At 59.3% G+C, this 16,991-nt stretch carries 19 protein-coding genes; 6 read left to right on the top strand and 13 right to left on the bottom strand.

Annotation, left to right across the window (positions count from 1 at the left end; all coding sequences use genetic code 11):
• Nucleotides 1-2: 2 nt before the first annotated feature.
• From G392_RS0104550 to hutU, 7 genes are all read right to left on the bottom strand, one after another.
• The gene (locus G392_RS0104550) at nt 3-833 is read right to left on the bottom strand and encodes an amidohydrolase family protein (protein ID WP_027009273.1); all 831 of its coding nucleotides are present in this window, start codon (nt 831-833) and stop codon (nt 3-5) included.
• Nucleotides 834-849: 16 nt separating this feature from the next.
• A complete protein-coding gene (locus G392_RS0104545) occupies nt 850-2,130 on the bottom strand; it encodes an L-fuconate dehydratase (RefSeq protein WP_034334417.1) in 1,281 nt (426 codons plus the stop codon).
• A 19-nt stretch (nt 2,131-2,149) separates the two neighbouring features.
• Nucleotides 2,150-2,992 carry a fumarylacetoacetate hydrolase family protein gene (locus G392_RS0104540; protein ID WP_027009271.1) on the bottom strand — a complete coding sequence of 281 codons (843 nt, stop codon included), beginning with the start codon at nt 2,990-2,992 and terminating at the stop codon, nt 2,150-2,152.
• Nucleotides 2,993-3,009: 17 nt separating this feature from the next.
• Nucleotides 3,010-3,762, bottom strand: a complete 753-nt coding sequence (locus tag G392_RS0104535) for an SDR family oxidoreductase (protein ID WP_027009270.1) — start codon at nt 3,760-3,762, stop codon at nt 3,010-3,012.
• Between the two features lie 238 nt (nt 3,763-4,000).
• Nucleotides 4,001-5,314 carry a YjiH family protein gene (locus G392_RS0104530; protein WP_027009269.1) on the bottom strand — a complete coding sequence of 438 codons (1,314 nt, stop codon included), beginning with the start codon at nt 5,312-5,314 and terminating at the stop codon, nt 4,001-4,003.
• A 114-nt stretch (nt 5,315-5,428) separates the two neighbouring features.
• On the bottom strand, nt 5,429-6,289 hold the full coding sequence (locus G392_RS0104520; protein WP_027009268.1) for an ABC transporter six-transmembrane domain-containing protein: 861 nt from the start codon (nt 6,287-6,289) through the stop codon (nt 5,429-5,431).
• An 84-nt stretch (nt 6,290-6,373) separates the two neighbouring features.
• Nucleotides 6,374-8,038 (bottom strand): urocanate hydratase, encoded by a 1,665-nt coding sequence (gene hutU / locus G392_RS0104515; RefSeq protein ID WP_027009267.1) that lies wholly within the window; start codon nt 8,036-8,038, stop codon nt 6,374-6,376.
• A gap of 163 nt (nt 8,039-8,201) precedes the next feature.
• Between hutU and G392_RS0104510 the strand changes: the two genes are divergently transcribed.
• Nucleotides 8,202-9,215, top strand: a complete 1,014-nt coding sequence (locus G392_RS0104510) for a PTS sugar transporter subunit IIC (protein WP_027009266.1) — start codon at nt 8,202-8,204, stop codon at nt 9,213-9,215.
• 33 nt (nt 9,216-9,248) lie between these two features.
• On the opposite strand, the gene G392_RS13545 is transcribed toward G392_RS0104510, so the two are convergent.
• Nucleotides 9,249-9,485, bottom strand: coding sequence for a hypothetical protein (locus G392_RS13545; protein WP_156900799.1), 237 nt, complete (start codon nt 9,483-9,485; stop codon nt 9,249-9,251).
• Here G392_RS13545 and hutI point away from each other — a divergent pair.
• Together hutI and G392_RS12100 are read left to right on the top strand one after the other, a co-directional pair.
• Nucleotides 9,484-10,692 (top strand): imidazolonepropionase, encoded by a 1,209-nt coding sequence (hutI, locus tag G392_RS0104500; protein WP_027009265.1) that lies wholly within the window; start codon nt 9,484-9,486, stop codon nt 10,690-10,692. The genes G392_RS13545 and hutI overlap by 2 nt on opposite strands.
• A 1-nt stretch (nt 10,693) precedes the next feature.
• The gene (locus G392_RS12100; RefSeq protein ID WP_051255575.1) at nt 10,694-11,032 is read left to right on the top strand and encodes a hypothetical protein; all 339 of its coding nucleotides are present in this window, start codon (nt 10,694-10,696) and stop codon (nt 11,030-11,032) included.
• Between the two features lie 19 nt (nt 11,033-11,051).
• On the opposite strand, the gene G392_RS13540 is transcribed toward G392_RS12100, so the two are convergent.
• The gene (locus G392_RS13540) at nt 11,052-11,219 is read right to left on the bottom strand and encodes a hypothetical protein (protein ID WP_156900798.1); all 168 of its coding nucleotides are present in this window, start codon (nt 11,217-11,219) and stop codon (nt 11,052-11,054) included.
• On the opposite strand from G392_RS13540, the gene G392_RS0104490 reads away from it, so the two are divergent.
• Nucleotides 11,218-11,541: a DUF4258 domain-containing protein gene (locus G392_RS0104490; protein WP_084165920.1), complete on the top strand. Its 324-nt coding sequence runs from the start codon at nt 11,218-11,220 to the stop codon at nt 11,539-11,541. The genes G392_RS13540 and G392_RS0104490 overlap by 2 nt on opposite strands.
• A 123-nt stretch (nt 11,542-11,664) precedes the next feature.
• Nucleotides 11,665-12,618 (top strand): formimidoylglutamase, encoded by a 954-nt coding sequence (hutG, locus tag G392_RS0104485; RefSeq protein ID WP_245571925.1) that lies wholly within the window; start codon nt 11,665-11,667, stop codon nt 12,616-12,618.
• A 60-nt stretch (nt 12,619-12,678) separates the two neighbouring features.
• Here the strand turns inward: hutG and G392_RS0104480 are convergent, their stop codons facing one another.
• From G392_RS0104480 to G392_RS13535, 4 genes are all read right to left on the bottom strand, one after another.
• Nucleotides 12,679-13,059: an ACP-like domain-containing protein gene (locus G392_RS0104480; RefSeq protein WP_027009262.1), complete on the bottom strand. Its 381-nt coding sequence runs from the start codon at nt 13,057-13,059 to the stop codon at nt 12,679-12,681.
• Nucleotides 13,060-13,143: 84 nt separating this feature from the next.
• Entirely contained in the window at nt 13,144-13,521 is a 378-nt protein-coding gene (locus G392_RS0104475) for an ACP-like domain-containing protein (protein ID WP_034334414.1), read from the bottom strand.
• Between the two features lie 198 nt (nt 13,522-13,719).
• Entirely contained in the window at nt 13,720-15,114 is a 1,395-nt protein-coding gene (locus G392_RS0104470; protein ID WP_027009260.1) for a dihydrolipoyl dehydrogenase, read from the bottom strand.
• A 338-nt stretch (nt 15,115-15,452) separates the two neighbouring features.
• Complete coding sequence (locus G392_RS13535; protein ID WP_156900797.1) at nt 15,453-15,749, bottom strand: hypothetical protein; 297 nt, start codon at nt 15,747-15,749, stop codon at nt 15,453-15,455.
• On the opposite strand from G392_RS13535, the gene G392_RS12095 reads away from it, so the two are divergent.
• The gene (locus G392_RS12095) at nt 15,715-16,869 is read left to right on the top strand and encodes an elongation factor P maturation arginine rhamnosyltransferase EarP (protein WP_084165919.1); all 1,155 of its coding nucleotides are present in this window, start codon (nt 15,715-15,717) and stop codon (nt 16,867-16,869) included. The genes G392_RS13535 and G392_RS12095 overlap by 35 nt on opposite strands.
• The last annotated feature ends 122 nt before the right edge of the window (nt 16,870-16,991 follow it).

Raw genomic sequence — 16,991 nt, 5'->3', positions numbered from 1 at the left:
GCTCAATCCAAACGGTAAAGACGGCGGGCATTGCCGCTTTCGGCGGCTTCGCGTTCCGCATCACCCAACACGGCGGCGCATTCGCGCCAATGACGGCATACATCGGCATAATCGTGCGTGAGCGTGCAAACCGGCCAATCCGAGCCGAACAACACCCTGTCGCTGCCGAACAGCTCAAACGCGGTGTGGACATAGGGGCGCACATCGGCGGCGGTGCAGCCTGCGCCGCATTCCGTTACCAAACCCGAAATTTTGACCGCCACATGCGGCATCGCCGCCAAACGGCGCATCTGCGCCCGCCAGTCGTCAAACGCGGCAGCCGAAGCAAATTCGGGCTTGCCCAAATGGTCGAGAATCAGCGTGCCGCCGTCCGCACGGGCGCAAAAATCCGCCACCGCCGCCAAATCGCGCTGATGCGCCAGCAAATCATAGCTGTAGCCCCGTTGGTGCAACAGCCCGACCCCGCGCAAAAATGCCGCATCGCGCCAATAAGCGGCGGGGTCGGGTTCGTCCTGCACAATGTGGCGGAAACCCTTCAGCCGTACCGCGTCCGCATACCCGTCCAAACGCGCCGCCACATCCGCGCCGCGCAAATCCAGCCAGCCCACCACGCCCGCAATCCAATCGTGCCGCGCCGCCAAATCCAACAGCAGCGTGTTTTCCGCCTCATCGCAACGCGCCTGCACCGCCACCGCCGCCGACACGCCCTGCCCGCGCAGGCACGCCGCCAAATCTTCAGGCAGACGGTCTTGGCGCAACGGCAGCATCTCACTGCCAATCCAAGCATAATCTTCGGCACGGTAGTGCCAAAAATGGACGTGTGCGTCAATCATCGCGCCTTCCTTCCGCTCAAGCGCCGAAACGGTATTGCCGCAGCGATTCGGCTTTCATTTCAATGGAAAAGCCGGGCAGCTTCGGCGGCAGATACGCCGCGTTTTCCACCACGCACGGCTCGACAAAATGCTCGTGCAAATGGTCCACATACTCGGTTACACGGTCGTCTTTTTTGCCGGAAAAACACAAATAATCAATCATCGACAAATGCTGGACATATTCGCACAAGCCCACCCCGCCCGCATGCGGACACACCTTCAAGCCGTACTTCGCCGCCATCAGCAACACCGACAACACTTCGTTTACCCCACCCATGCGGCACGCGTCAATCTGCACCACATCAATTGCTTCGCGCATGATGAACTGCTTGAACATAATGCGGTTTTGGCACATTTCGCCCGTTGCCACCTGTACGGGCGCAACGGCTTGGCGGATGGCGCGGTGCGCTTCCACATCATCGGGGCTGGTCGGCTCTTCGATAAACCAAGGCTCGGCAAACGACAGCGCTTTCACCCAATCAATCGCCTGTTGGCGCTCCCACACCTGATTGGCATCAATCATCAGGCGGCGTTCCGGCCCGATGATGCGGCGGGCGATGGCGACGCGGCGTTGGTCGTCTTCCAGATTTTGCCCGACTTTCAATTTGATGTAGCGGAAACCCGCGTCCACCGCTTCTTGGCACAAACGCGCCAGTTTTTCATCGCTGTAACCGAGCCAGCCGGCGGAAGTGGTGTAGCAGGGATAGCCTTCGCGCAACAGGGTGTGCACACGCGCTTCCTTGCCCTCGGCGGCGCGGGTGAGCAAATCCACCGCTTCGGCACGGTCGATGCAGTCGGTCAGGTAGCGGAAATCGATGCAGTCTGCCAGTTGTTCGGGCGACATATCCGCCACCAAACGCCACACGGGTTTGCCCGCCGCTTTCGCCCACAAGTCCCACACGGCATTCACCACCGCGCCCGCCGCCAAGTGCATCGCGCCTTTGTCGGGCCCGACCCAGCGCAGTTGGCTGTCGCCGGTGATGTTGCGCCAGAAGCGGGCGGGCGCGGCGGCCACGTCGTCCAAACGCAAGCCCACCACCAAATGGCGCATGGCTTCAATGGCGGCGCAGCAAATTTCGTTGCCGCGCCCGATGGTGAAGGTCAGCCCGTGTCCTTGGTGGCTGCCGTTGGTTTTCAAAATCACATAGGCGGCGGAATAGTCGGGGTCGGGGTTCATCGCGTCCGAGCCGTCCAAGGACTGCGAAGTGGGGAAGCGCACGTCCAGCACTTCCATATCGGTAACGGTTAAATCATACATGATGTTGTTTCCGCAAAATTCAGGCTGCCTGAACCACTTTTTGACATTGTTCGCCCAAGCCTTCGATGCCCAAGCGCACGGTTTGTCCGGCACGCAGGTAAACGGGGGGGGTTTGTCCCAAGCCCACGCCGGGCGGGGTGCCGGTGGACACCACATCGCCCGCCTGTAAGCTCATGAAACGGCTCAAATAGCTGATGATTTGGGGAATTTTGAAAATCATGGTGCGGCTGTTGCCGTCTTGATAACGTTTGCCGTCCACTTCCAGCCACATCGCCAGATTGTGCGGGTCGGCGATTTCATCGCGGGTAACCAGCCAAGGCCCCATCGGGCCGAAGGTATCGCAGCCTTTGCCTTTGTCCCATGTTCCGCCGCGCTCCAGTTGGAATTCGCGCTCGGAAACGTCGTTAATCACGCAATAGCCGGCAACGTGGTTCATGGCATCGTCTTCGCTGATGTAGCGTCCGCTTTTGCCGATGACCACGCCCAGCTCGATTTCCCAGTCGGTTTTCTGCGAACCGCGCGGCAGTTCGATGTTGTCATTGGCACCGCCGATGGCACTGGTCCATTTGTTGAAAATCACCGGCTCTTTCGGCACGGGCGAGCCGGTTTCGGCGGCGTGGTCGGAATAGTTCAAGCCGATGCAGATGAATTTGCCGACATTGCCCACACACGCGCCCAAGCGCACGTCTGCCGCCACCGCAGGCAGCGCCGACCAATCGGCTTGGCGGATTTTGTCCAATTCGTGTTCCAACACGAAGCCGTTGATGTCGGCCACCACCGCCGACAAATCACGAATGGTGCCTTTGTCGTCCACAATGCCGGGCTTTTCGCGCCCCTTTTCGCCAAAACGCAGTAATTTCACAGAGTTGTCCTTAATAATCAGTTTGACCAGCCGCCATCGATGATGTGGCAGGTGCCGGTGGTAAACGCCGATTCATCGGCAGCCAGATACACCGCCAATGCGGCGATTTCTTCGTCTTTGCCGATGCGCCCCATCGGTTGGCGGGCGACAAAATCGGCATAGACTTCTTCGGTGCTTTTGCCCTGCACGCGGGCTTGTTCGGCGATGCGCTCGTGCAGCGACGGCGATTCCACCGTGCCCGGACAAATGGCGTTGCAACGGATGCCGCGCGTGACGTAATCGGCGGCAACGGATTTGGTCAGCCCCACCACCGCCGCCTTGCTGACGCTGTAGGCAAAGCGGTTGGGTACGCCTTTCACGCTGGAGGCGGCAGACGACATATTGATAATCGAGCCGCCGCCCTGTGCCAGCATTTTCGGCAACACGGTTTGCACGGTGTGGAACATGGTCATCACGTTCAAATCCCAAGAACGCTGCATATCGGTGCTGCTGCAAGCGAGTATGTCGCCCGCCGCCACCCAGCCCGCGCAGTTGAACAGCACGTCCACCCGCGCCAAGCCCGCCAAAAAAGCGGTTAAGGCTTCGGTGTCCAACAAATCCAGCGCATACGGGCGGATACGCTCCGACTCCGCCGCCAAGCCGTTTACCGCCGCTTCGTTGATGTCCAACGCCCAAACGTGCGCCCCTTCGCGGGCATACGCCAGCGCGGACGCACGGCCGATGCCCTGCCCCGCCGCCGTTACCACGCAGATTTTGTCTTTCAACCGCATTGCGCCGTGTCTCCTTACGATACAAAACGATACAAACCATAACAGAATTTAACCCTTGCCACAAGCACAAAGCCGTTGCGGCAAGGGAAAACACAAAACAACTGATAAGGTTTATCGGCAAAGATAATGCGTATCCGCTTCAGGCAGCCCGAAAAACACCGCGCCATTGCGCCCGTTACGGCTTATGCCCACCGTTGCGCCGCCGATACACCCGACAAACCTGCGGTACGCGGCGCATTCATGATGCCAGCCAGCCCAACGCCAATGCCAAACGCCCCACCCATGCTGCCAAAACCATGCTCAAAGCGGTGCGTTGCAGCCAAATCAACAGCATTTTCGGCACGCTTAAGGGGATTTTGGTCGCCAAAATACACGGTATCAGGGCGGAAAAGAAAATAATGCTGCTCACCGACACCACCGCCGCCACATAGCGGGTCAGCACATCGGCATCTTTCAGCAAAATCGCCGGCAAAAACATTTCCGCCAGCCCCGCCGCCATGCCTTTGGCGGCAAGCAACGGTTCTGCCAAGCCGCCCAGCAGGGCAAACGGCCACAGCAATACACCCAAGGCGTCAAACATGGGCGTGTGTTTTTCCAGCAGCAAGCCCGCCAAACCAATCGCCATAATGGCAGGCAGAATCGCCGCCGCCATATTGATGCCGGCAGCAAAGTGTTCCGCCAAAATCCGTGCGGGCTTGTCGGCGCGCGCCGATGCCGACACGCCTTTTTCCCATGCGGCAGACAGCCTTTGACGGAAAGGCACCGGCGTTTCTGCCGCGCTGCCGGTGTCGTCCATGCGGCAGATGGGCGGAATGCGGGCGCACACGGCGGTAACGGCAAAGGTAATCGCAAAACAGCTCCAAAAATAAAAGCCCCACGACCCCATCAGGTTCAAGGTTTTCGCCACCACCACCATAAACGCCGCCGACACGGTGGAAAACCCCGTTGCCACAATCGCCGCTTCGCGGGCGGTATAACGGCCGTTGCGGTACATTTGGTCGGTCAGCAGCAAGCCCACCGAATAACTGCCAACAAACGATGCCACCGCGTCCACCGCCGAATAGCCCGGTGTTTTCCAAATGCGCCGCATCACCGGCTCCATCAGCACGCCAATCAGCTCCATCAGCCCGAAACCGACCAAACACGCCAGCACCAATGCACCGATGGGAATAATCATCGCCAAGGGCAAACCGAGCTTGTCATACAAAAACGGCAGCATCGCCTTATCCGTCAAAGCGGCAGGCGCCAGCCCCGACACATAACACAGCGTAACGGCAAAACCGCCGATTTTGAAAGCAGTCAGGATTTTTTCGGTCAAGCCCTTGCGCCAACTGCCGCGCCACACGGGCGCAAACGCGCCGTATGCCATCATGGCGAGCATCGCCCATTCGGCGGGACGGCGCCATTGTTTGACCAGATAGGTGGCGGCGTGGTCAAACAAAATGGTGCGTTTGCCGCCCAACTCCACCGGCACGAAAAACATCAACAAGCCCAAAATGCCGAACACCAGCATTTGCGTTACCGCACGGTGGCGCGACACAGTCGTTTCCATCACATTTCCCCCATCATGGTTGCGGATAAAATCAAAGCTGCCTGAAAACCGTTTTTCCCGTTTCAGCAGCCACCCAACCGAAACGCACGCGTTCGCGGTTGTCCGATACGCCGTTCATGCGCCCTGCTCCGCCGAACGGCAATCAATGCGTTGCGCGATGTCTTTCAAATTGGTGTAGCTTTCCACCAAACGCGGCACATCGTCCAAGCTCATGGCAAACATCCACAAATAAGTCGTCAGCGAATAAACATGCCCCGCGCTGCCGTAGCCGTTCAGGGTCAGCCACGCCAAAGTAAAGCCGAACAAGACCGCCATCGCCGTTCCCACCGCCAAATAGCCCGCCGCTTCGCGGTTGGAAATCAAAATCCGCAACCGCGCAATCAAGCCGTAATGTTTGTGCAAAAGCGGCTCGCCGGCATGGCGTATCATGTCCACATCGCGCTCCAAACGGTTGTTCAAACGGCGGTAAAGGGTTTCGCCGATGCGGGAAAAACGCGGCAGCAGCAGCGCAAACACCAGCAAAATCACCACGCTCAACACGCCCGACCAAAACGCCAATACCAGCAGCATCAGGCTGGCACCGAATACCGATACCATCGATGTCAGCGCGGTAGGCAGGTGTTCTTCAAAAAAATTGACAAATTCCCGCGACAAGGCCACCCGTGCGGCAATCGCGGACGGGCTTTGCCCGCGCACGCGCTGTTCCACAATCACGGGTACCGCCAATTCGCTGTAAATCCGTGCGAATACGCGCGTGTCCGCACTGCGCCGCACCGCGCCGACAAACCACATCAGCCAAACCAGCAGCGCGTAACTCAAGGCTTGCCACACATTGCCGTGCATCACCGCGTCCACCGCCCAGCCGCCGAACACGGGATAGGCCAGAAACAATAAATTTTCCGCCGCCACCACGCTGAACGTCAGCACCAGTTTGCGGCGGTGTTGCCATGCGATGTTTTTTAAAATCGTCCATATGCTTGGTTTCCGCAAAAGCGCGGTATGATAGCAAAACCAAGCTGCCTGAAAACGTTTTCCCCGTTTCAGGCAGCCTTGCGCCGTTTATTTCACCATCGGCAGTTGCAAACCCTGCTCTTTGGCGCAGTCAATCGCAATTTGATAACCGGCATCGGCATGGCGCATCACGCCTGTGGCGGGGTCGTTGGTCAGCACGCGGGCAATCCGCGCCGCCGCTTCGTCCGTACCGTCGCACACAATCACCACGCCCGAATGCTGCGAAAAGCCCATGCCCACGCCGCCGCCGTGGTGCAGCGACACCCAAGTCGCGCCGCTTGCCGTGTTCAGCAGCGCATTGAGCAAAGGCCAGTCCGACACCGCGTCCGAGCCGTCCCGCATCGCTTCGGTTTCGCGGTTGGGGCTGGCCACCGAACCCGAATCCAAATGGTCGCGCCCAATCACAACGGGGGCGGACAGTTCGCCCGTGCGCACCATCTCGTTGAACGCCAAGCCCAATTTTGCCCGCAAACCCAGTCCCACCCAGCAAATCCGCGCAGGCAGACCCTGAAAGCTGATGCGTTCGCGCGCCATGTCCAACCAACGGTGCAAATGCGCGTCATCGGGGATTAATTCTTTGACTTTGGCATCGGTTTTGTAAATGTCTTCGGGGTCGCCCGACAGTGCCGCCCAACGGAACGGCCCGATGCCGCGACAAAACAGGGGACGGATATAGGCAGGCACAAATCCGGGAAAATCAAAGGCATTGTCCACGCCCGCTTCCAATGCCATTTGGCGGATGTTGTTGCCGTAGTCAAAAGTCGGCACGCCCATTTTCTGAAAATCCAACATGGCGCGGACGTGGTTCGCCATGGACTGTTTGGCGGCTCGCACCGTGCTTTCGGGGTCGCGCTTGGCGGCTTCGCGGTATTGTGTCCACGTCATGCCCTGCGGCAGATAGCCGTTCAAAGGGTCGTGGGCGCTGGTTTGGTCGGTAACTATGTCGGGGCGCACGCCGCGCCGCACCAATTCAGGCAGCACGTCTGCGGCGTTGGCGCACAAGCCGACGGACACGGCGCGTCCTTCGGCGGTGTAACGCTGAATGCGGGCGAGGGCATCGTCCAAATCGTGTGCCTGTTCGTCCAGATAACGGGTACGCAGACGGAAATCAATGCTGCTTTGCTGGCACTCGATGTTCAGCGAACACGCGCCCGCCAACGATGCCGCCAAAGGTTGTGCGCCGCCCATGCCGCCCAAGCCTGCCGTGAGAATCCAACGCCCTTTCAAATCGCCGTTGTAGTGCTGCCGTCCCGCTTCCACAAAGGTTTCGTAGGTGCCTTGCACAATGCCTTGCGAGCCGATGTAAATCCAGCTTCCCGCCGTCATCTGACCGTACATTGCCAAGCCTTTGGCGTCCAATTCGTTGAAATGCTGCCAGTTTGCCCAATGCGGAACAAGGTTGGAATTGGCAATCAATACGCGCGGCGCGTCTTTGTGGGTTTTGAACACGCCGACCGGTTTGCCCGACTGCACCAGCAGGGTCTCATCGTCATTCAGGTTTTTTAAGGTTTCTACGATTTTGTCGTAGCATTCCCAGTTGCGGGCGGCGCGGCCAATGCCGCCGTACACCACCAGTTCTTTGGGGTTTTCCGCCACATCGGGGTCGAGATTGTTCATCAGCATGCGCAAGGGGGCTTCTGTAAGCCATGATTTGGCGTTGAGGGTGTTGCCGCGCGGGGCGCGGATTTCGGTGTCGCGGTAACGCTGGTTCATTTGGATTTTCCTGAAACGGGGTTGAACTTGTCTAGACAATATAATGCAAATTTTGCCTGCCGACAAGGCTTGGCTTGTGCTTTTTCGGGCAAACCGCTTCCCAATAGTGCAAAAATTCGATTAAACTGGCAGGCTCTGACGCTTGACCCGAACTGGAGGTTTTATGACGTTGCGCCGTTTTCTTGCCGAACGCGATATTGTGTTCAGTGTGCGCCGTTACGGCATCGATGCTGTGAATTTTATGGCATTGGGTTTGTTCGGCTCGCTGATTTGCGGGCTGATTTTGAAAGGGGCGGGCGAATGGCTGCATTTGCCTTGGCTGGCGGAAACGGGCAGGCAGGCGCAATCGGCAATGGGTGCGGCGATTGGCACGGGGGTGGCGTTTGCCTTGAAAGCACCGCCTGCGGTGTGGCTTGCCGGCGCGGTTACGGGAACGGCGGGCGCGGCATTGGGCGGGCCGGTGGGGGCGTTTGTGGCGGCGGCGGCGGGCGCGGAAGCGGGCAAACTCGTGAGCAAAACCACGCCCGCCGACATCATCGTTACCCCCGCCGTCACGCTGGTGGCGGGAACGGCAGCCGCCCAATTTGTCGGGCCGCTCACCGCCGCGCTGATGACCCAACTGGGCACACTGATTACTGCGGCCGTAGCGTGGCAGCCCCTGCTGATGGGCATGGCGGTGGCGGTGCTGATGGGCATGCTGCTCACCCTGCCCGTTTCCAGTGCGGCATTGGCGATTGCCCTGTCGCTGGACGGCGCGGCGGCGGGTGCGGCAACGGTCGGCTGTTGCGCCCAAATGGTCGGTTTTGCCGTGATGGGTTTTCGCGAAAACGGCTGGGGCGGGCTGCTCGGTCAGGGCTTGGGCACCAGCATGCTGCAAATGCCCAACATCATCAACAACCCGCGCATCTGGCTGCCGCCGACCCTGACGGGCGCGATACTCGGACCGGTGGCGGTACTCGGCTTCAACATGAGCAACATTCCCGCCGGCGCCGGCATGGGCACAAGCGGACTGGTCGGACAAATCGGCACCTTCGCCGCCATGGGCAACGCCCCTGCCGTGTGGTTTGCCGTCATACTGCTGCACTTCGTCCTGCCCGCCGCGCTGACCTTGCTGATTGCCGCGCCCCTGCGCCGCATCGGCTGGATACGCGAAGGCGACTTGACACTGCGAAGCTAGGGTGCGTCATCATTTAAACTTTTACGCTGAAAATCAGCATAATACAAAAATACCGTTATGCCCGCGCAGGCGGGAATCCACCGTCCGACAACCTGCACGCAATATTTTTTCAAGGTTTATTTGAACTTGTTTTGGCTTCCCGTCTGCACGGAAATGACGGTGCAAAGGTTTTTCGGCTAATTGACGGCGCGCCCCGGCAAGCCCACACCCGCGCCGTTTTTCCCCTATAATACGCCACTGTTTTCCAACCGCCGCAGAAAGTCCCGCCATGCCGCAAACCCTTTGGCGCAACGCCGCCGTTGCCACCCTGCAATCCGCCCCCGACAATCCCTACGGCCTGCTGCCCGCCCACGACGTACTCACCGAAAACGGCCGCATCACCGCCATCGCCCCCACCGGCACGCTGCACGCCAAACGCGTGCGCGAACTGCACGGCGCACTGCTCACCCCCAGCCTGATTGACTGCCACACCCATCTCGTATTCGGCGGCAGCCGCGCCGCCGAATGGGAACGCCGTCAAAACGGCGTGTCCTACCAGCAAATCAGCGCCGAAGGCGGCGGCATCAACCACACCGTCCGCGCCACCCGCGCCACCGGCGAAGACGAACTCTACCGCTTGGCGGCGCAACGCCTCACCACCCTGCTGGCGGACGGCGTAGGCTTGGTGGAAATCAAATCCGGCTACGGCTTGGATTTGGACAGCGAAGCGAAAATGCTGCGCGTGGCGCAACGCATCAAGGCAAGCGGCGCGGCGGAAGTCAGCGCCACCCTGCTCGCCGCCCACGCCGTTCCGCCCGAATATGCGGGGCGCGGTGATGATTATCTTGATGTGGTGATTGATAAAATCATGCCGGAACTGTGGGCACAAGGCTTGTTTGAGTGCGTGGACGTGTTTTGCGAAACGGTGGGCTTCACCGCCGCGCAAACCGAAAAACTGTTTCAGGCAGCCCGCGCTTTGAACATTCCCGTCAAAGGGCATACCGAACAATTGAGTTTGCAGGGCGGCAGCGCATTGGTGGCGCGTTACGGCGGCTGGTCGGCCGACCACATTGAATATTTGGACGAAGCGGGCGTGGCGGCGATGGCGCGGGCAGGAACGGTGGCGGTGTTGCTGCCCGGCGCGTATTATTTTCTGCGCGAAACGCAAAAGCCGCCCGTGTCGCTGCTGCGCGAATACCGCGTACCGATGGCGGTCGCCACCGACTTCAATCCGGGTACCGGCCCGTTTGCTTCGCTGCGTTTGGCGATGAACATGGCGTGCGTGCAATTCGGGCTGACCCCATTGGAAGCATGGCAGGGCGTAACCGTCCACGCCGCCCGCGCCCTGCGCCGCGAACATGACTTCGGCACACTGGCGGCGGGCAAACCCGCGCATTTCAATATTTGGGACACCGACACGCCTGTGGATATTGTTTACGAACCGTTCCGCCCCCTGCTGCGCGAACGGGTGCTGCACGGCAACATTCAGGCTGCCTGAAATGCTCTACTTAAAAATCCGCACCGAACCCGCCCCGCCCGATGCGTGGTGGCAACGCCTGTTGCTGCGCCTGCTGCCATGCGCCAATCCCGATTTTGAACCGCAAATCCACTTGGTTTGCACATGGCTGCTCGCCTTTGAAGCCGCCGACCAAGCCCCCGTGCGCGAAATCGGCTTGGACGCGGCGGGACGGGTCATCATCAAAACCCCCGATGCGCGAAACTACGGCTATTGGACGGACAACCACCTGACTTATCAGGATTTCCAAAAACATTTCCCCCACCAAATCATCGATTGCGCCGAGTTTCAAGCCCATCTTATAGGGTGCGTCATCAATTAACCGAAAAACCTTTGCACCGTCATGCCCGCACAGTGGTTTTGCAGGCAATTGGCAATGCGCCCGCACATAAGTGCTTACCCGCACCAAGCAACACATCAATCCATTGAAAACAATAACGATTAAATTTGACACCATCGGGCATCATCAATACAATTTCCGGCTTTGGAAGAACATCAGAGCCAATCATGCAAACCCTATCTTTCCATGCCAATCAAAGAATGAACCAGCGCGGCATCACCCAGCGTCAAATTGAAATGGTGTTGAAATACGGCGATGTCCGCCACGATTATTACTTTCTCAACAAGCGCATGCTGAACAGAATCATTGACGATTGCCACAAAGCCCTTGCCAAAACCGCCGCCCATGCCGAAATACACGTTTTGCAACAAGACTTGAAAATATTGAAGCAGATTTTGGATAAAGGCGGCTTAGTGGTGGTCGAGTGCGAAAATACCATCATCACCTGCTACCAGTACGACAGCCATAAAACCCGCAAAAATTTCCACTGATGGCGTCATCAAACATAAAAACGGCATTTTCAGTTGCCGTTGCCCGAACGGGCGCGAATCGATGCGCTGCCGGCAGCACCACAGGCATTGCCGGCGATGATTTTTTTATTTCAAAAAGGAATGATGATGTGGCATGCTGTTGCCGGTGATGTGTGGCAAGGGCGCGATGACCGCTGCGAAAGCCCGTCCGCGCTGCGCCTGTTTCAAACGATTGAATGCCTGAACGCGTGGCAGCCCGAACACGCGGACGGGAAAACCGTGCTGCTCGGTTTTTGCAGCGATGAAGGCGTACGCCGCAATCAGGGGCGCACCGGTGCGGCCGCCGCGCCGCCCGTGTTGCGCCGCGCCTTGGCAAACACCGCCGCCCATGCCGCGCCGCGACCCTTATTGGACGGCGGCGATTTTTCCTATTCGGGCAATGATTTGGAACAAGGTCAAAACGGTTTCGCCGCCGCCGTTACCGAAATCCACCGCCACGGCGGGCGCACTTTGGTACTCGGCGGCGGACACGAAACGGCGTTCGCGCACGGCAAGGGGCTGTTTGACGCATTCCCGCACCGCCGCATCCGCATCATCAATTTTGACCCGCATTTGGATTTGCGCCGCGCCGACCGCGCCACTTCCGGCACGCCGTTCGCGCAACTGGCGGCATTGGCGCGGGCGCAAGGGCGCGAATTTGCCTACACCTGCATCGGCGTCAGCCGCGCCGCCAACACCGCCGCGTTGCTGGACGATGCCGCCGCTTTGGGCGTGGAGATGATTTGGGACACGGACGTGCATTGGGGCAACGCCGCCGCTTTAACGGCACGCTTGGCGCAACTTTGTGCCGACAGCGATTTGATTTATTTGACGATTGATTTGGACGTGCTGCCTGCCGCGCAAATGCCCGCCGTGTCCGCGCCCGCCGCGCTGGGGATACCGCTCGAGCTGCTGCTGCACCTGTTGCGCCCGATTGTGCAGAGCGGCAAAACCTGCGCCGCCGATGTGGTGGAATTCAATCCGCAATACGATGATGCAGGAAACGCGGCGCGGACGGCGGCGCGGCTGTTGTGGCAGCTTTGGCAGGATTGGCGCTGAAACCAAACAAAAACGCCCGCCGTCAAACAACAACGGCGGGCGCGGTTACGCGTTCATCAATTAACGCGGCATGCAGCTTTTGAACAAAATTTGATTGCGCGGCGAAGTAATCATCACGCTGGATTTGCGGAAATTGCGGCTGGTCAGCTCGCCCGCACCCAAGCGGTAACCGCGTGCGTCTTTAAAGAACGCGCTCACACGGTCGGAACGTCCCAAGTCGTAACGCATCACACGGTTTTTGCCGTCCACACGCGCCGTAGCGGTAACGGGAACGCCCGCAGCGTTGAAGCCGTAGTTTACGGTAACGCGTTTGCCGCCTTGGCAACTGTAGTTCACCGTGCCGCGCTTGGTGATTTTGTTGGCATCGATGGCGGCGTTGGCAGAAGCAATCAGACCGGCAGACAGGGCAACGGCAGAGAAAATTTTCAGGGCTTTCATCATCTTTTCCTTAATTCAAGGGTTTTGGTTTTTTAAAAGATTGGCGGGGCTTGCGCCCGCTTTCACGGGCGCGTCCGTGCCGCGTCATCAGTTGGCGGCGCAGGATTTGAATACGACTTGGTTGCGCGGCGAAGTAACCATCACGCCGGCTTTGCGGTAGTTGCGGCTGTTGATTTCGTTGCCGCTCAAGGTGTAACCGCGCGCGTCTTTGAAGGAAGTTTCCACACGGTCGGAGCGGTTCAGGTCGTAGCGCATCACGCGGTTTTGACCGTCGATGCGGGCGGTGGCGGTAACGGGTACGCCGGCGGCGTTGAAGCCGTAGTTTACGTTCAGGTGTTTGCCGCCTTGGCAGGTGTAGCTTACGGTGGCACGCTTGGTGATTTTGTTGGCGTCAACGGCAGCGTTGGCAGAGGCAATCAAACCGGCAGACAGGGCAACGGCGGAAAAAATTTTCAGGGCTTTCATCACATATTCCTTATCAAAAAGTAAAAAGGGTTGGGTTTGTTGTGCGGGAAAGTGCTTGCCGTCCCGTTCGGCTGATGCGGATATTACGCGCCCGCCCTGCCCGCGTCCAGCAGCCTTTCGGAACTTTACAAGGCTTGACGCAAGACGGGATTATGTTATCCGCGCCCCGCCCGATGCCAACAATCGGACGGGCTAATTTCACAATTTCGCCGCCGCATCGCGCAGGGCGGTACGCAAGCCTTCTTCAATCACGGGGTGGTAAAACGGCATGTCGAGCATTTGCGGCACGGTCATGTGCTGCTGGTGCGCCCATGCGAGCAGGTGGGCGATGTGTTCGGCGGCAGGCCCGACCATTTCCGCACCCAGAAAACGCCCCGTCCCGCGTTCGGCATAAACGTGCAAACGTCCGCGATTGACGCGCATCACGCGGCTGCGCCCCTGATTGGCAAACGACACCGTGCCGCTCACCATGTTGTCGCCAAACTGCGCCTGCAATCGGGCAAAACGCGCCCCCGCCACCATGATTTGCGGGTCGCTGAACACCACGCCAATCAGGCTGCGCCGCAAGCCCGCACGAATGTCGGGATACGCGCCCGCGTTGGTGCCGGCGATTTTGCCTTGGTCGGAGGCTTCGTGCAGCAGGGGGATTTGGTCGGACGCGTCGCCGGCAATGAAGATGTGCGGCAGGGAGGTTTGCATGGTGTGCGGGTCGGCAAGCGGTACGCCGCGCGCATCGGTGGCGATGTTGAGGTTTTCCAAGCCGATGTTGTCGGTATTGGGGGTGCGCCCCGCCGCCGCCAGCACATAATCGGCGGCAAACGTGCCGCTTTCGCCGTCCTCGCGCCGCCAATCCACGCGCACGCCGCCGTCTTGCAACGATGCTTCGGTTTGCGTGTTCAGATACAGGGGGAATTCCTGCGCAAAAATCTGTTCCGCTTCGGCGCGCACTTGCGGGTCGCTGATGCCGCCAACGGACGCGCTGCGCCCGAACACCGCCACTTCCACCCCCAAGCGGCTCAACGCCTGTCCCAGCTCCAAGCCAATCACGCCCGTGCCGAACACCGCCACGCGCTGCGGCAGCGTGTCCCACGCAAACACATCGTCATTGACAATCAATTTGTCGCCCAACGCCTGCCACTGCGGCAGCACGGTCGGGCGCGAACCGGTGGCAATCACAATGCGTTCGGCGTGAATGCGGGTGTGGTCGCCCACCTGCACCGTGTGTTCGTCCACAAAACGGGCATGACCCATGATGCGCCGCTCCTGCGGCCACGCTTCCACATCTTCCAGCACAAAGCCGACAAAACGGTCGCGCTCGCTTTTCACCCGCGCCATCACCGCCCTGCCGTCCACCCGCACCGCGCCTTCGTCCACCCGCACGCCAAAGGGCGCGGTGTGCAAAGCATGGTGGCGGGCATCGGCAGCCGCAATCAGCAGCTTGGACGGCATACAGCCCACACGGGCGCAGGTGGTGCCGAACTGTGCGCCCTCAATCAGATACACATTGTCGGTAAACTGTCGGGCATTGCGGAACGCATTCATTCCCGCACTGCCGCCGCCCAAAACCGCCACATCCGCATGCAAAATCTTCATCAAAATTCCTTTTCGGTTGGAAACCCCGCCGTTCACGGCGGTAAAATCGCTTGATTATTCGGTCGAGGCGCAAACCCGTCCGAATCGGGGCAAGGCACGGGGCTGCGCTTTATGTGCAGCCCCATGCGTTGAAACATACCCATTCCGTTACCGGTAAAAAAGGGTTACTCAGGCAAAAAGGCTGAAACACAACCGTTTTGCCTGAATAACCCTCAGGTTAATCAGGGGGTACGGCGGAAAAGGAGGAGAAAACCGCCGCACCCGAGAAATCCATTGCCCGCACAGATGCAAAATGGCAACACTTTGGCACCCGCCGCAAGCTTCCTGCCCGATACGGGTCAGCACCTTGTAGCAAATGGCGTTTTTATTTTGACCAAAATTCCCCCATCGCGCAATTTATTATCAAAATCCGAACCATAAATTTTCAAAATACAAAAAATCTTTTGTTTGAAAATACTTAAGCAAACCACGCACCGCCGCCGCACCCGCCGCAAACACACGGCGGCACGCGCCTCAGCTTGCCCGCCACCGTGCCAACGTGCCACAATCGGCAGGGGCGTCTGCCCCACCCGACCACAACCACCATAAAAAGGACTTTTTGTGAAAACCAAATGCTGGCTTTTTTGCACCGTCATCGACAACTTCGGCGACATCGGCGTTTCATGGCGCTTGGCGCGGGAGCTGACACAGCGTTTGGGCTGGAGCGTGTACCTGTGGGTGGACGACGCGGCGGCACTTCGCGCCATCGTCCCGTCCCTGCCCGAAGTCTTGCCGCTCCACCACGACGGCATCTACCTGCGCCACTGGCAGGAAGGTCAATACGCCGATTTGAGCCACGTCCCCCCGCCCGACATCGCCATCGAAGCCTTCGCCTGCCGGCTGCCCGAGCAGGTGCAAAACATCATCATCGACAACAACGCCGTTTGCCTGAACTGGGAATACTTGAGCGCCGAAGACTGGGCATTGCGCACCCACCTGATGAAATCGCTCCAAGCCAACCACCTGCAAAAATACTTCTGGCAAATGGGCTTTTTGCCCGAAAGCGGCGGTTTGCTGCGCGAAGCCGACTACGCCGTGCGGCAAAAAAGCTTCGACCACGCCGACGAATTCAACCTGCGCCGCCAACTGGGCCTGCCCGACCGCAGCCGCGACTGCACCGACATCTTCATCTTCGGCTACAAAACCCCCGTTTTACAAACATGGTGGCGCACCCTCGCCAAAAGCGGACGGCACACACGCTTGTGGCTGGCGGGCGAACCCAGCGCCGAAAGCCTGCGCCACAACGGCGTTCTGCCCGACAACTGCCACCTGCTGCCCTTTGTCGCCCAAGCCGATTTCGACAAAATCCTGTGGTCGGCAGACATCTTGCTGATACGCGGCGAAGACAGCTTCGTGCGGGCGCAACTGGCGGGCAAACCCATGCTGTGGCACATCTACCCGCAAGCCGAATCCGCCCACACCGCCAAACTCAACGCCTTCTGGCAACACTACTACCCCACCGCCGCCCTGCCCGCCAAACTCCAATCCGCACACCACGTCCTTTCCGCCGAACTGAACGGCGGACGACGCCTGAACGACACCGTCCGCACCCAAGCGTGGCACACCCTGCTCGACCACCAAAGCGCATGGCAGCAGTCGGCACGGCAATGGCAGCACTTCCTGTTCGGGCAAAGCGATGCCGTATCGCGCTTGGCGCAATGGTATGCTTCAACGCACAGAGCTGCACATAAAGCACCGCCCTATGCCCTGCCCTGATGCGGACAGGTTTAGGGCGTGTCATCAATTGACTGAAAAAACACGGCATCGTCATTCCCGCGCAGGCGGGAATCCAAATCGAAGCACGACAAACTTTGATAAAACACCGCTTGCCAAACATC

The organism is Conchiformibius kuhniae DSM 17694 (genome assembly GCF_000428785.1).
GTDB lineage: Bacteria > Pseudomonadota > Gammaproteobacteria > Burkholderiales > Neisseriaceae > Conchiformibius > Conchiformibius kuhniae.
The sequence above is the reverse complement of the archived record's forward strand: the minus strand, read 5'-3'. Positions and strand labels throughout refer to the sequence as shown.